This is a genomic window from Thioalkalivibrio sp. ALMg3, assembly GCF_000381225.1.
GTDB lineage: Bacteria > Pseudomonadota > Gammaproteobacteria > Ectothiorhodospirales > Ectothiorhodospiraceae > Thioalkalivibrio > Thioalkalivibrio versutus.
This window is the reverse complement of sequence record NZ_KB906230.1, coordinates 62,016-75,831: the sequence shown is the minus strand read 5'-3', so window position 1 is coordinate 75,831 and position 13,816 is coordinate 62,016. Positions and strand designations below refer to the sequence as shown.

The window sequence follows — 13,816 nt, the reverse complement described above, 5'->3', positions numbered from 1 at the left end:
ATGACGCAAGTGCCCGGAACAGACGCGGAGGCGACAGACGCCCGGACCTCGCCGGGCCCATGGCTGCGCGCGCGCCAGCAGCCGCACCGCCGCTGGCTTGTGCTAAGTGCGGCCAGCACGCTGGTGGCGACATTTGCCACCATTGCCCTGGCGGGGCTCGTGGCCTGGGCGGTCCACGGCACCCTGTTCGCCCCCGAGGCCCCGTACCTGCCCGGGATCCTGCTCGCGGGCCTCGTGTTGCTCGCCCTGCGCTATGCCGCCCAGGCCCTGCGGGACCTGGCCGGTCACCGGCTCGCCTTTGCGGTGAAGCAGGAGCTGCGCGCCGACCTCCTGCGCCAGGCCCGGCAGGCTGGACCGGCGCGACTGGCCGGGCTGACCACCGCGGGCGCCTGGGCGGAGCAGTTCCAGACGCGGGTGGAGGACCTGACCGGCTACTACGCCCGTTACCTGCCGGCGCGCCAGGCCGTCATCCTGACGCCGCTGGCCATCCTGGTCGCGGCGCTCTGGCTGGACTGGCTCGCCGCCCTGCTGTTGCTGTTCGCCGCCCCGCTGATCCCGGCGTTCATGGCGATCGTTGGCATGGGCGCGGAACAGATCCACCGGCGTCAGCAAGAGGAGGAGAACCGCCTGGCGGGGCACTTTCTCGACCGCATCCGCACCCTGGACTGGCTGCGCCGAGCGCGCGCGATCGCCGCAACCGAGGCCGAGGTCGTCGAGCGCAGTCACCAGCAGCGGCGCCTGACCATGCGCACCCTGCGGGTCGCGTTCCTGTCCTCGGCGATCATGGAATTCTTCAGCGCGGTCGCGATCGGCATGGTCGCGATCTACATCGGCTTCGCCCTGTTCGGCGCCATCGACTACGGCCCGGCCGGCGACATCACCCTGTTCACCGGCCTGTTCATCCTGCTGCTGGCGCCGGAGTATTTCCTTCCGCTGCGCCAGTTTGCCCAGAGCTACCATGACCGCGCCGGCGCCCTGGCCGCCGCCGAGACCCTTGCCCCCGCCCTGGCGTCGCCCTCGGGCCCCGTTGGGCCCGAGCACTCCCCAGAGGCCACCGCGGCCCCCGACGAGGGCGCAGTGGTCCCCTGGCTGCAACTGAAGGGGGTCACCGTGCACTACCCGGGTCAGCGCACGCCCACACTGGCGGAGCTCGACCTGGCCGTTCACGCCGGGGCGCATCTCGCGCTGACCGGGCCCAGTGGCAGTGGCAAATCCACCCTGCTCGCGGTGTGTGCCGGCTTTCTCACCCCCACCACGGGCACGGTACAGCGCCATCCCCAGGCCCGGCAGTTCGCCTGGATCGACCAGGACGCCCATCTGTTCCACGGCAGCCTGCGCGATAACCTGCAGCTCGCCCGCCGCGACACGATCGCAGACGCGGAGATGGCCACGGCACTGCAACAGGCCGGCCTGCCGCTCGACGCACCCGAGCTGCCCGACGGCCTGGATACCGCCATCGGCGAGGCCCGGCGCGGGCTCTCCGGCGGTCAGGCCCAGCGGGTCGCGGTGGCGCGCGCCCTGCTCTCGGGGCATCGGCTCTGGCTGCTCGACGAACCCACCAGCGCGCTCGACCCGGACACCGAACAGGCCCTGCTCGACACGCTGTTTCCGCTGGCCGAGGCCCGTGGCCTGACGCTGGTGATCGCGAGTCATCATGCCGCCATCCACAAACGCTGCCCGCAACGCCTGGACCTGGCGCCGGCGACACCGGGGGCGCGCCATGCGTAACGCTACCCGCGCGGAACTGGCCTTTCTGCACCGCGTATTCCGCCAGCGCCGGGGCTGGTACTGGGGTGCCTGGGGACTGCTGGCGCTGACCTGGATCGCCGGCATCGCCCTGCTGGCATTGTCCGGCTGGTTCATTACCGCCACCGCCCTGGCCGGCGCGGGCCTGCTGGCCACACTCGACCTCTACGTGCCCTCCGGCGGCATCCGTACCGCCGCGATCAGTCGCACCCTGGCGCGTTACTTCGAACGCCTGGTCAGCCACGAGGCGGTGCTGCGCAGCCTGGCCGACCTGCGCGGCCGCAGCTTTCGCGGCCTCGCCGCGCTGCCCATGGAACGCATTCGCGCCTACCGCAGCGGAGACCTGCAGACCCGCCTGACCGGCGACATCGACACCCTCGATGCGATGCCCCTGCGGGTGGTCGGCCCCATGATCGCGGCGGCGCTCAGCCTGGTGATCACGCTGGTTATCGCCGTCTGGCTGGCACCCTGGCCCGCCGCGGTCGTACTCGCCGCCTCCGGTGTCGCGACGCTCGCGGTCTCCGCCGTGCTCGCCCTTGCCGGGCAGCGCCGCAGCCACGCGCTGGTGCAGGCCCGGGCCGGCGAGCGCGTCGGACTGTTTGACTTCATTGGCGGCCTGGCCGAGTTGCTGGCCTACGACCGTGCCCGCGAGCACGAGGCCCGCCTGCGCCGGGAAAACGACGACTACGCGCGCCGGCAACGGACGCAGGAGGCGTTCGGGGTCGGCTCCGAGCAGATCGTGCAGGCCGTGGTCGGCGCCTCCGCCCTGGTGATGCTGGTGCTGGCACTGGGCTGGTACCGTGACGGAATGCTCGACGCTCCGGTCGCGGTGTTGCTGCCGCTGATGACCCTGGGCCTGGGCGAGGTTCTGGGCAGCCTGCCCGGTGCATGGTGGCGTGCCGGCGAGAGCCTGGAAGCCGCCGGGCGGGTGCAGCATCTGGAGGTGGCCGCCACCCATACCCCCGCAACCGCCGAGTCCGTGGACCCGACCCCGCCTGACGAGGCCCCTGCGCTACACGCACACGGCCTGACCATCGGCTTTCGCCGCGAGCGCCCGTTGCTCGGTCCCCTGGACCTCGAACCCGCGCGTGGCTATCCCCTGGTGATCAGCGGGGCCAGCGGGCACGGCAAGAGCACGCTGCTGGACACCCTCGCCGGCGAACTCCCGCCCCTGGCCGGTACCGTAGCGCTCGGCAACGACGATCTGACAAGGATCCCGACCGATGCCCGGTACCGCCACATCAGCTACCTGCCCCAGGGCCTGCAACTGCCGGACACGACCCTCCGAAGCATCCTGTCCCCGGCGCACAGGTCGTTGAGCGATGCCGCACTGTGGGAGGTCCTGGAACAGGTCGATCTCGCCGAGGCCGTGCGCGGCACCGACGAAGGTCTGGACTACCGCATCGGCGAGGGCGGCGCGTCCCTCTCCGGCGGTCAGCGCCGCCGTCTCGCCCTGGCGGCGGTCGTCCTTCAGGACCGACCGGTCGTCCTGCTCGACGAGCCGTTTTCCGGTCTGGATACCCCCACGCAACAACGAGTGGTGGAACGACTGCTGCCCTGGCTGCAGGACCGTCAGTGCATCCTCGTCACCCATGCCCCGGGACAACTGCCGGCCCGCTGGCCGCGCGTCGAGCTCGCGAAACCGCTCGGCCGGAGCTAAGGCCGGCGACGGGACCTCGCAGCGAAACGTGCCCGACACACCGGCACCCGACGACTTTCGGTGGCCGCACAAACAGGTGCGGATCACGAAGCAATGGGGGACGGGCTGGGGGACGAACGCCGGGGCCAGACGTGCGAAAGGGGCCACTCGGGCCCCTTCGCGGGATTTGGCGGAGAGTGAGGATTACGCCCGGCTGCGCCGGTCGCCCTTCGGGCCGCCTTCGCTACGCTGCGGCGTTCCGGTGTCGCTACGCGCCACCGGTCGAACCATCGTTCTTATATCTCGGGTTCGAATCCCGGAAATCTCGGGGGCCAGACGTACGAAAGGGGCCACTCGGGCCCCTTCGCAGGATTTGGCGGAGAGTGAGGGATTCGAACCCTCGATGGGCTTTTGACCCATACTCCCTTAGCAGGGGAGCGCCTTCGACCACTCGGCCAACTCTCCGGAAACGCGGCACAGGATAAGGCCTTGGGCCTTCAAATGAAAGGCCCGGAAGGCTGATCGCAGCCTCCGGGCCTTTCGCTTTCCTTACGGGAGGTTCAGTCGTCGCGTGCGCCTGCCGCGGCACCACCCGCCCCAGTACCACCGCCACTGGAGTTCTCGCCGCCGCCCTCACCACTGGCGACGTTCGCTTCACGCTGAATGCGCTGAAAGATTTCCTCGCGATGGACCGCGACGTCCTGGGGTGCGTTGATGCCGATGCGGACTTGATTGCCCTTGACCCCCAGGACGGTGACGGACACATCATCGCCGATCATGAGGGTCTCGCCCACACGCCGAGTCAAAATGAGCATGCTCTTCTCCGCAGTGCCTGTGTCGGACGGAGTCGGTCGTCCGGTAACCGTTTTACGGTCTGTCATCCTTAACCGTCCTCCTGTTGACCGACTGGGGTCTGTTCGAGTTCAAACGCATCGTGCAATGCACGCACTGCAAGTTCGAGGTACTTCTCATCTACGACCACGGAGATCTTGATCTCCGAGGTGGAGATCATCCGGATGTTGATGGTTTCGCGCGACAGGGCCTCGAACATCTTGCTGGCGATGCCCGCGTGCGAACGCATACCGACCCCGACCACCGAGATCTTCACGATGTGCGTATCCCCGGACACCTCGCGGGCGCCCAACGCCTTCGCGGCCGCCTGCAGGATCTCCAGGGCCTTGTCGTAGTCATTGCGATGGACGGTGAACGTGAAGTCGGTGGAATTATCCGCCCCGACGTTCTGCACGATCATGTCCACCTCGATATTGGCGTCCGCGATCGGGCCGAGGATGCGATGCGCGACCCCCGGCTGATCGGGGACGCCCTGAACCGTCAGCTGGGCCTCGTTCTGATTGAACGCGATACCCGCAACCAGCGCCTGTTCCACTTGCGCATCCTCCTCCGTGGTAATCAGGGTTCCCGGGCCTTCCTCGAACGAGGACAGCACTCGTAAAGGGACGTTGTACTTGCCGGCAAATTCCACCGCGCGGATCTGCAGCACCTTGGAGCCCAGGCTGGCCATCTCCAGCATCTCCTCGAAGGTGATGCTTTGCAGGCGGCGGGCCGTCGGCACCAACCGCGGATCGGTGGTGTAGACGCCGTCGACATCAGTATAGATGCGGCATTCGTCGGCCTTCAGCGCCGCGGCCAGCGCCACCGCGGTGGTATCCGATCCGCCCCGGCCCAGGGTGGTGATCGCACCCTCCTCGTCCACGCCCTGGAAACCGGCCACGACCACGACGCGCCCGGCCTCGAGATCGCCACGCACCCGGGCATCGTCGATGCTGCGGATACGGGCCTTGTTGTGGGCGCTGTCGGTGCGGATGGTCACCTGCGCCCCGGTGTAGGACCGCGCGTCGCAGCCCCGCGCCTCCAGCGCCATCGCCAGCAACGCGATGGTGACCTGCTCCCCGGTGGACAGCAGCACATCCAGTTCGCGACCGTCCGCGCGCGGATTCAGTGCGTGCGCCAGGCCCAGCAGGCGGTCGGTCTCGCCGCTCATCGCGGAGACCACGATCACCAGCTGATGGCCTTCCTCGCGCAGCTTCAGCGCGCGTTCCGCCACCGCCTGGATGCGTTCGGGCGAACCCACCGAGGTGCCGCCAAATTTGAGTACCAGCAACGCCATTTCAAGATTCCGTTCCGTGCCCGGTCCTTGCGACCGTCCGGACAGGGCGCACCCCATCCATTAGCGTTTACTTAAGAAGCGGGCATTAAACACCAACTGGCCGCCGCATTAAAGCCCACCGCCCCGGCGAACCCCGCGCAGGGCCCCGTCATTGCGAGGCCCCAACGGGGCCGTGGCAGCCTCCGTCCAAAACCACCGGATCGCGCCGAACCCTCCGGCACCGGGGCTGCCCTCGGAGATCGCCACGGCGCTACGCGCCTCGCGATGACGGGGATGGACGATCGATCAGGCGCGTTCGCGCACCCAGGCCTCCACCGAGGCCAGGGCCGCGTCCAGCTTGTCCGGACTCTGGCCGCCGGCCATCGCCATGTCCGGACGGCCGCCGCCCTTGCCGTCGACCTGCGTAGCGACATGGCCCACCAGATCCCCAGCCTTGAACTGGCCGGTCTCGGCCTTGGTCACACCAGCCACCAGGCTGACCTTGCCCTCGCCCGTCGCGGTGCCCAGCACCACCACAGCCTTGCCGAGCTTCTGCTTGAGCTGGTCGACCATGTCGCGCAGGGCCTTGGGCTCCACGCCCTCGACCTTGGCGGCCAGCACCTGGATGCCGTCGACATCCTTGGCCTGCGAGCCGAGGTCGTCGCCGGCCTGGCTGGCCAGCTTGCCCTTCAGCTGCGTGACCTGCTTCTCCAGCTCGCGGGTGCGCTCCTGCAGCTGGGCAACCTTGTCGGCCGCCTCGCCGCGCCCGGCGCGCAGGCGATCGGCGATCGCGTCCAGGTGGCCGATCTGCTCGTCCACCCAGCGCAGGGCGACCTCGCCGGCAACCGCCTCGATACGCCGGATGCCCGCGGCCACCCCACCCTCGGAGGTAATGCGGAACAACCCGATGTCGCCGGTGCGGTCCACGTGCGTGCCGCCGCACAGCTCCACCGAGGTGCCGATCTTCAGCACGCGCACGCGATCACCGTACTTCTCGCCGAACAGCGCGACCGCGCCGGACTCCATCGCGGAGTCGATGTCCATGACGTTGGTATCGGTGGCCTCGTTGGCCAGGATCTCGGCGTTCACCTGGGCCTCGATGGAGCGCAGCTGTTCGTCGGTCAGCGGTTCCATATGGGTGAAGTCGAAGCGCAAACGATCCGGGTCCACCAGCGATCCCTTCTGTTGCACGTGGTCGCCCAGCTGATCGCGCAGCGCCTTGTGCAGGAGATGAGTGGCCGAATGGTGGCGGCGGATGTTCTCGCGGCGGGGGCCTTCCACGGCGGCCTGCAGGGTCTGGCCGCGCTCCAGCGTGCCGGCGCGGACCTGGCCTACGTGGATGTGCGCCGCACCCTGCTTGCGGGTGTCGGAGACCTGGAAGCGCACGCCGGAACCGCTGAGCGTACCGACATCGCCCACCTGGCCGCCGGACTCGCCATAGAACGGCGTGCGGTCCAGTACCACCAGCCCCTCGGCACCGACTTCCAGGCGATCGACGGCCTCGCCATTCTGGTACAGCGCCAGCACGCGGCCCTCGTCGTCCACGGTCTCGTAGCCGGAGAATTCGGTCGCGACATCGACCTGCGGCAGGCCGCCGTCGTCCATCGAGAAGTGACTGGCCGCACGGGCCCGTGCACGCTGGCCGGCCATGGCGGACTCGAAGCCCTCCATGTCCAGCTCCAGCTCGCGCTCGCGCGCAATGTCGCCGGTCAGGTCCACCGGAAAGCCGTAGGTGTCGTAGAGCAGGAAGATGGTCTCGCCGGGGATCACCTTGCCCTCGAGATCGCGCAGGTCCTCTTCCAGGATCTTCATGCCCTTGTCCAGGGTCTCCAGGAACTTGCGCTCTTCCTTTTCCAGGACCTTCTCGACCTGGGCCTGCGCCTCGGCCAGCTCCGGGAAGGCCTCGCCCATCGCGCGCACCAGGTCGCCCACGGTCTGGTAGAGGAAGGCGTCCTGCGCGCCGACCTTGAAGCCATGGCGCGCGGCGCGGCGGATGATGCGGCGCAGCACATAGCCACGCCCTTCGTTGGAAGGCAGCACGCCGTCGGTAATCAGGAAGGCGATGGAGCGGATGTGATCCGCGATCACGCGCAGCGAGGCGGAATCCTTCTTCGTCGCACCGGTTACCCGTGCGGCGGCCGCGATCAGGTCCTGGAACAGATCGATCTCGTAGTTGGAATGCACGCCCTGCAGCACAGCCGCCAGGCGTTCCAGGCCCATGCCGGTATCCACGGACGGGCGCGGCAGCGGGTTCAGCGTGCCGTCCGCATCGCGGTCGTACTGCATGAACACCAGGTTCCAGATCTCGATGTAGCGATCGCCGTCCTCGTCCGGCGAACCGGGCGGGCCACCCGCGACCTCCGGCCCGTGGTCGTAGAAGACCTCGGTGCAGGGGCCGCAGGGGCCGGTTTCGCCCATCTGCCAGAAGTTGTCGGAACCGCCGTCAGGGTCGTCGCCGATACGGATGATGCGTTCGGCCGGGACCTTGATCTCGTCGGCCCAGACCTTGTAGGCATCATCGTCGGTCTCGTAGACCGTGACCCACAGCTTTTCCGGCGGCAGGCCGATGGTGTCGGTCAGGAACTGCCAGCAGTAGTGGATCGCGTCGCGCTTGAAGTAGTCACCGAAACTGAAATTGCCCAGCATCTCGAAGAAGGTGTGGTGCCGCGCGGTGTAGCCGACATTCTCGAGATCGTTGTGCTTGCCGCCGGCGCGCACGCAGCGCTGGCTGGACACGGCCCGGGTGTACGGGCGCTTCTCGCGCCCGAGAAACACATCCTTGAACTGCACCATGCCCGCGTTGGTGAACAGCAACGTGGGGTCGTTGCCGGGCACTAGCGGGCTGGACGGCACGATCGTGTGTCCGTGCCCTTCAAAGAATTCGAGGAAACTCCGGCGAATGTCGGCGCTTTTCATGCGGTTCCGATAGCAATGGGGTCAAACCCGGAATGCTATCACGCAAGCGCCCCACCCGCGTATTGCCGGGCCCGTCTTCCGGCCATCTTCCTCGTCATTGCGAGGCCCCCAAAAGGGGCCGGAGCGATCGTTTGGGACATGCCCCGCCGCCGGATCCGGTGGCCATGGACACGGATTGCTTCGTCGCGGAGCTCCTCGCAATGACACTGGGTCTCAGGGCTCGTCTTTCCAGGCGGCGAGGGCCTGGTGGGCGACACCGCCGGGGAATCCGCGACCCGCGAGGTGGCGAAGATAGCGGGCCTCGTCCTCGCGGGTCTCGGGCGGGTGGCGGAAGTGGCGTTCGAGCTGGCCACGAGCCTGGTCGATCCAGTCGATCTCCAGGGCATCGATGGCGGCGTTCACGGTGTCGTTGCCGATGCCGTTGTGGGCCAATTCGGCGCGGATGCGCTGTTCGCCGTAACCCTGCTCGGTACGGTGGCGGGCCATGAAGTCCGCGTAACGGGTATCGCTCAGATAGTCGAGCTCGCGCGCACGTTCCAGCGCGGCGTCCACGGCATCCCGTTCGAAGCCGCGCTCACCGAGCTTGCGCGCCAGCTCCAGACCGGAGTGTTCACGCCGAACCAGCAACCGCAGGCCCACCTCAAGCGCAGCCTCGGGGTCGGCCGGGTCAGCCTTGCTCCTCGACCGGGGCATCGACCGGCACGTCCTCTACCGTGGCCTTGTTGCGCTTGGGCAGCAGGCGTTCGCGCAGCGTCTTTTCGACTTCCTCGGCGATGTGCGGGTTGTCCTTGAGGTACTGGCGGGCGTTTTCCTTGCCCTGGCCGATGCGCTCGCCGTTGTAGCTGTACCAGGCGCCGGCCTTGTCGATCAGGCCTTCCTTCACGCCCATCTCGATGATCTCGCCAACGCGGGAGATGCCCTCGCCGTAGAGGATCTCGAAATAGGCCTCGCGGAACGGGGGCGCCATCTTGTTCTTCACGACCTTCACGCGGGTCTCGTTGCCGATGACCTCGTCGCCCTTCTTGATCGCGCCGATGCGGCGGATGTCCATGCGCACGGAGGAGTAGAACTTGAGCGCGTTGCCGCCGGTGGTGGTCTCGGGGCTGCCGAACATCACGCCGATCTTCATGCGGATCTGGTTGATGAAGATGACCAGCGTGTTGGAACGCTTGATGTTGGCAGTCAGCTTGCGCAGGGCCTGCGACATCAGCCGCGCCTGCAGGCCGACGTGGGAGTCGCCCATCTCGCCCTCGATCTCGGCCTTGGGCGTGAGCGCAGCCACGGAGTCGACGACCACGACGTCGATCGCGCCGGAACGCACCAGCATGTCGGAGATCTCCAGGGCCTGCTCGCCGGTATCCGGCTGCGAGACCAGCAGGTCGTCCACGTTCACACCCAGCTTCTCGGCGTAGGTCGGGTCCAGTGCGTGTTCAGCGTCGACAAACGCGGCCGTACCGCCGGCCTTTTGCGCCTCGGCGATCACCTGCAGTGTCAGGGTCGTCTTGCCCGAGGATTCCGGCCCGTAGATCTCGACCACGCGCCCGCGCGGCACACCGCCGATGCCAAGCGCGATATCCAATGCCAGGGAGCCCGTGGAGATCGCGGGGACGTCCACCGCCTCCTGATCGCCCATGCGCATGACCGCGCCCTTGCCGAATTGGCGTTCGATCTGCCCGAGTGCGGCGGTCAGGGCCTTCTTGCGATTGTCGTCCACGGTATGCCTCCCGATACTTGCTGCGATGGTTTCCGACCCGTTGCCCAAGACGGGGCGGATACGGGGCCGCAGTATCCCACAGGGCGGGGAGTGACCCAACCCGTGATCGTGCAGGGACAAAGGACTTGCCCAAGACACCCGCGGCGCGGGAGCCACGCCGCCTGGCCCGCGGGCGGGACGCTTGGGTTGGCCCGGGTCACGGCCCCGGGCCAACGAACCGGGCACCCGTCACCGATCCATGGGGTTGCCGGGTTCGTCGGGACCCGCCACCGGGGGCACGGCACGACGCCTCCGGGTTTCGTCGTCGTGCAGGTGAACGTCCATCTGCGGAAAAGCGATCTCGATCCCCTGTTCGCGGAAGCGCTTGATGATAGCGGTGTGGAGCCCGCTCAGCGTGACCAGCCGGTCCGCCATCTGGCAGACGAACACCCGCAGTTCGAAATTCAGCGCGTTATCGCCAAACCGGAGGAAATACACCACCGATTCGGGATCCTCCAGGACGTGCGGGTCTTCGTGGGCCACCTCCAGCAGGGTCTCCCGGACAAGATCGACATCCGACGCATAGCTGACCCCCACCGGGATCACCAGCCGCGTGGTGGTGTCGCTCAGAGTCCAGTTGATCAGATGGTCGGAGATGAACGTCTTGTTGGGAACGACGATCTCCCGGTTGTCCCAGTCGACGATCGTGGTAGCCCGGCCCCGGATCTTCGATACCGTCCCGCTGTATTCGCCAACGGTGATGGTATCGCCCACCCGGACCGGGCGCTCCAGCAACACAATCAGCCCGGCAACGAAGTTGGCCACGACCTCCTGCAGACCAAAACCCAGACCGACGGTCAGCGCCGCCACCAGCCACTGGATCTCGCTCCAGCGCAGGCCCAGAAGCGAAAACACCACGATAACCGCCACCACGGCCAGCAGATAGCGCAGGAGCATGGTGAACGTGTAGCGCCCGGGCGCATCCATCTGCGTGCTGCGCGACAGCAGGATCTCCACCAGCCCCGGCAAGTTGCGCGCCGACAACAGAAACAGCAGCCCCAGAAACCCGGCCAGCAACAGATCCTGGAGGGACACGCTGGTGAGGATCTCGCTCTCGCCGATCTCGATCGTGCGCGACCACAGTGTGATCCCGTCCAGCCAGGCCAGGGCCGGCAGGATGTCCGACCACACCCACAACAGCCCCACTACCGTGCCGCCCAGCGCCGCCACCCGCAGCAGCGTGCGGCTTTGCAGATTGACGTCCTCCATGCTCAGCTGCGGCTCGGGGACGTCCAGCCCAGTTTCGCCGCCGCTGCCGCCCTCGGTGACTGCCTCCTGCTCGCGCCGCTCGCGGTTCCGGAGCAGCGCCAGCCGCATCTCTCCCAGGACCAGCCACCGGGCCGCCAGGCTGTAACCAAGACCGACAACAATCAGCACCAGCACCGTCCCGATCAGATGCCGCAGGAGCTCGGCCACGGTGTACAGATAACCGGCCAGGGCAAGGGCCGCCAGGCCCACCACCATCACGATCACGAGCCCCCGCAGCAATAACCGGCGGCGCTCGTCCAGCGAGCCGCCTTTCGAACCGTCCGGGACCGGCGCCAGAAGCAGCCAGGCCACCATCGCAAAATTCACGATGACCGCCAGGAGTGCCAAACGGCCATAAAGATCGAATACCTCGTCGCTCGGGTGCCCGAAGGCCAGGGCCACGAACAGGAACAGCAGGGTCTGCACCGGAAGAAACCAGTGCAAGTGACGATACAGACGCGTCAGCAATGGCTCGGGCCAGCCGAAATGCACGGTCCCGACCCCATGGCGGCTGATGAAGAGCAGAAGGAGGTGGCCCGCCATCCACCACACCGAAACCGTGATCAGTGCCAGGGACAGGACCTCCACTGCAAAACCCGGCTCCGGGACCGCATGCAACTGGAATGAGAGAGTCAGCAGCAGAAACGGCACGGGTAAAACGCGCAGCAGACTCCACCCCAGGGCCCGGACGGTGACCGCAATACTGTCCGTGTAGCGGTGACGGGTCGTTTCGGCGAGACGCTCCAGATGCCGGTGGACATTGCGCCCGGCGAGATACAGCAACCCCGCCACCAGCAGAATGAACCCGATGAACCATGGCCGGTGCAGCGTCTGGCGCAGGAATGTCTCCCGCAACTCCGCCCAGGCGGCGGGGTCCACCAGCGCCAGGGTCGCGGCCGGCGCCCGCTCGAACCACGCGACCCCGACCGGGGAATGGCTTGGCCACCAGAGCAACGCTTCTTGCAGGATCCGGTCGAGCTCCGCCACCAGATCGACGACCGCACGCAGCCGCAGGTCGGCCTGGCGCAGTTGTTCGGTCCGCGCCTCCTCGGCATGCAGCTCCGCATTCAGGGTCTGGCGGCGCAGCTCGCGCAAGGCCGCACGGGCCGCGGGTTCCCATTCCGCCACCGGGTCCGCCGGCAGCACAGCCAGACGCTCGCGCAAGCTGATGGTCCGTAACTGCGACTGCGCCAGCTCCCGCTCCAGATCACGTAGCTGGAAACGGACCTGGTCAAGATCGCGCAGGCGTCGCTGCTCCTCCAGGAAGACCCCACCCAGCGCCTCGGTCAGACCACTGATCTCCAGACGCTCGTGGACATGGGACAGGGATTGCGCCAGTTCCCGCTCGACCCGGACCAGCCGGTCACGCTCATACTGCAGGGTGCGGGTCTGTGCCTGGGCCTCCGCGATGCGGTCGAACGCCGCATGCAGTTCCTCGATTTCCTCCGTATGGTGCAGCTGCGCTTCCGGCTGACGCTCCAGCAGGGTACGCAGCTCCGCCCGCAGTTCCTGCAGTTCCTCGCTGGACAGTTCGGTCAACCGGACCTCCAGCCGACTCTGCAGGACACTCTGCCAGCGCGCCTCCAACTCCAGACCGCGGATCAGCAGGCCCCGCGCCTGCATCCGCGGCGGCAGCGAAACGGCATCCAGCTGCGCCGCAAGCAGGCGAGCATCCGCCTGTCGCGCCCGGGCCTCCTGCACGGCTGCGTGAGCCTCCGTCCATTCGACCTCCTCGGGCAGCGGCTGTGGCCCGTCCTCCAGCTCCTGACGCTCCCGGCGCAGGCGTTCCAGGGTCTCCGCCTGAACCTCCGCCTGCTCTTCCAGTTGCGCGTGCAGGATGCGCTGGTCATCGAGTTCCGCTTCCAGTCGCTCGCGGTCGCGCCCCACCCGTTCCAGCTCATCCTCGATGCGGCGGATCGAGACCTCTTCGCCCAGCCCGGCCGGGAATGCCCCGACCCCGTCCAGACCCTGTTCCAACTCGCCCAGACGCTCCGGCACCTCCCGGGCGGTGGTCGCACGGTCCAGCGCTCCCCGCACTCGCTCCACGGCCGCCTGCTCGTACTCGCGGGCCTCCTCCCACAGTGCCCGTTCCGCTTCCGCCCGGTCCTCGTCAGCGCTGCGCGCCTCGAGCTCGTCCAGCGGACTGGCCTCCAGCCACTCCTCCGCTGGCTGGGTATCCACGGCTTCCAGAAGCTCGGGGAGACGGTCGCGGAAAACGGCCAGATCGGTCTCCAGGGCCGCCACTTCCGCCGGGCTGACCACCACCGGCGAGGATGACTCCGGATCCGCGTCCGCCCCGGCCAGTGGACCGGCCACCAACCACAACAACAGGGCGATCCCAAGAAACGCGAGCCGCCACGTCCGGCGGCACTTGTTGCATCCGTCGATCCTTCTCATGATCTACCTG

The 13,816-nt window shown here is 67.8% G+C and carries 8 protein-coding genes and 1 tRNA gene; 2 read left to right on the top strand and 7 right to left on the bottom strand.

Features of this window, described 5'->3' with window-relative positions:
* Both cydD and cydC read left to right on the top strand, forming a co-directional pair.
* Entirely contained in the window at positions 1–1,728 is a 1,728-nt protein-coding gene (cydD, locus tag F622_RS0111345) for a thiol reductant ABC exporter subunit CydD (protein WP_019571999.1), read from the top strand.
* Entirely contained in the window at positions 1,721–3,406 is a 1,686-nt protein-coding gene (gene cydC, locus F622_RS0111340; RefSeq protein ID WP_019571998.1) for a thiol reductant ABC exporter subunit CydC, read from the top strand. Before cydD ends, cydC begins: the two co-directional genes overlap by 8 nt.
* Positions 3,407–3,759: 353 nt before the next feature.
* On the opposite strand, the gene F622_RS0111335 is transcribed toward cydC, so the two are convergent.
* The 7 genes from F622_RS0111335 to F622_RS0111305 form a co-directional block, all read right to left on the bottom strand.
* A tRNA-Ser gene (locus tag F622_RS0111335) sits at positions 3,760–3,850 on the bottom strand.
* Between the two features lie 95 nt (positions 3,851–3,945).
* Positions 3,946–4,200 (bottom strand): carbon storage regulator CsrA, encoded by a 255-nt coding sequence (gene csrA, locus F622_RS0111330; RefSeq protein ID WP_018144301.1) that lies wholly within the window; start codon positions 4,198–4,200, stop codon positions 3,946–3,948.
* Between the two features lie 68 nt (positions 4,201–4,268).
* A complete protein-coding gene (locus F622_RS0111325; protein WP_018144302.1) occupies positions 4,269–5,513 on the bottom strand; it encodes an aspartate kinase in 1,245 nt (414 codons plus the stop codon).
* A gap of 285 nt (positions 5,514–5,798) precedes the next feature.
* The gene (gene alaS / locus F622_RS0111320) at positions 5,799–8,408 is read right to left on the bottom strand and encodes an alanine--tRNA ligase (protein WP_018950726.1); all 2,610 of its coding nucleotides are present in this window, start codon (positions 8,406–8,408) and stop codon (positions 5,799–5,801) included.
* A 213-nt stretch (positions 8,409–8,621) separates the two neighbouring features.
* Entirely contained in the window at positions 8,622–9,101 is a 480-nt protein-coding gene (locus tag F622_RS0111315; protein WP_026313031.1) for a regulatory protein RecX, read from the bottom strand.
* The gene (gene recA, locus F622_RS0111310) at positions 9,076–10,122 is read right to left on the bottom strand and encodes a recombinase RecA (RefSeq protein WP_018144305.1); all 1,047 of its coding nucleotides are present in this window, start codon (positions 10,120–10,122) and stop codon (positions 9,076–9,078) included. Before recA ends, F622_RS0111315 begins: the two co-directional genes overlap by 26 nt.
* A gap of 228 nt (positions 10,123–10,350) precedes the next feature.
* Positions 10,351–13,671: a mechanosensitive ion channel domain-containing protein gene (locus F622_RS0111305; RefSeq protein WP_026331576.1), complete on the bottom strand. Its 3,321-nt coding sequence runs from the start codon at positions 13,669–13,671 to the stop codon at positions 10,351–10,353.
* Positions 13,672–13,816 lie beyond the last annotated feature (145 nt).

Coding starts and splice junctions, on each gene's coding strand:
- csrA (WP_018144301.1), bottom strand. CDS start 4,200: ATGCTCATTTTGACTCGGCGTGTGGGCGAGACCCTCATGATCGGCGAT.
- alaS (WP_018950726.1), bottom strand. CDS start 8,408: ATGAAAAGCGCCGACATTCGCCGGAGTTTCCTCGAATTCTTTGAAGGG.
- F622_RS0111325 (WP_018144302.1), bottom strand. CDS start 5,513: ATGGCGTTGCTGGTACTCAAATTTGGCGGCACCTCGGTGGGTTCGCCC.
- F622_RS0111315 (WP_026313031.1), bottom strand. CDS start 9,101: ATGCCCCGGTCGAGGAGCAAGGCTGACCCGGCCGACCCCGAGGCTGCG.
- cydD (WP_019571999.1), top strand. CDS start 1: ATGACGCAAGTGCCCGGAACAGACGCGGAGGCGACAGACGCCCGGACC.
- cydC (WP_019571998.1), top strand. CDS start 1,721: ATGCGTAACGCTACCCGCGCGGAACTGGCCTTTCTGCACCGCGTATTC.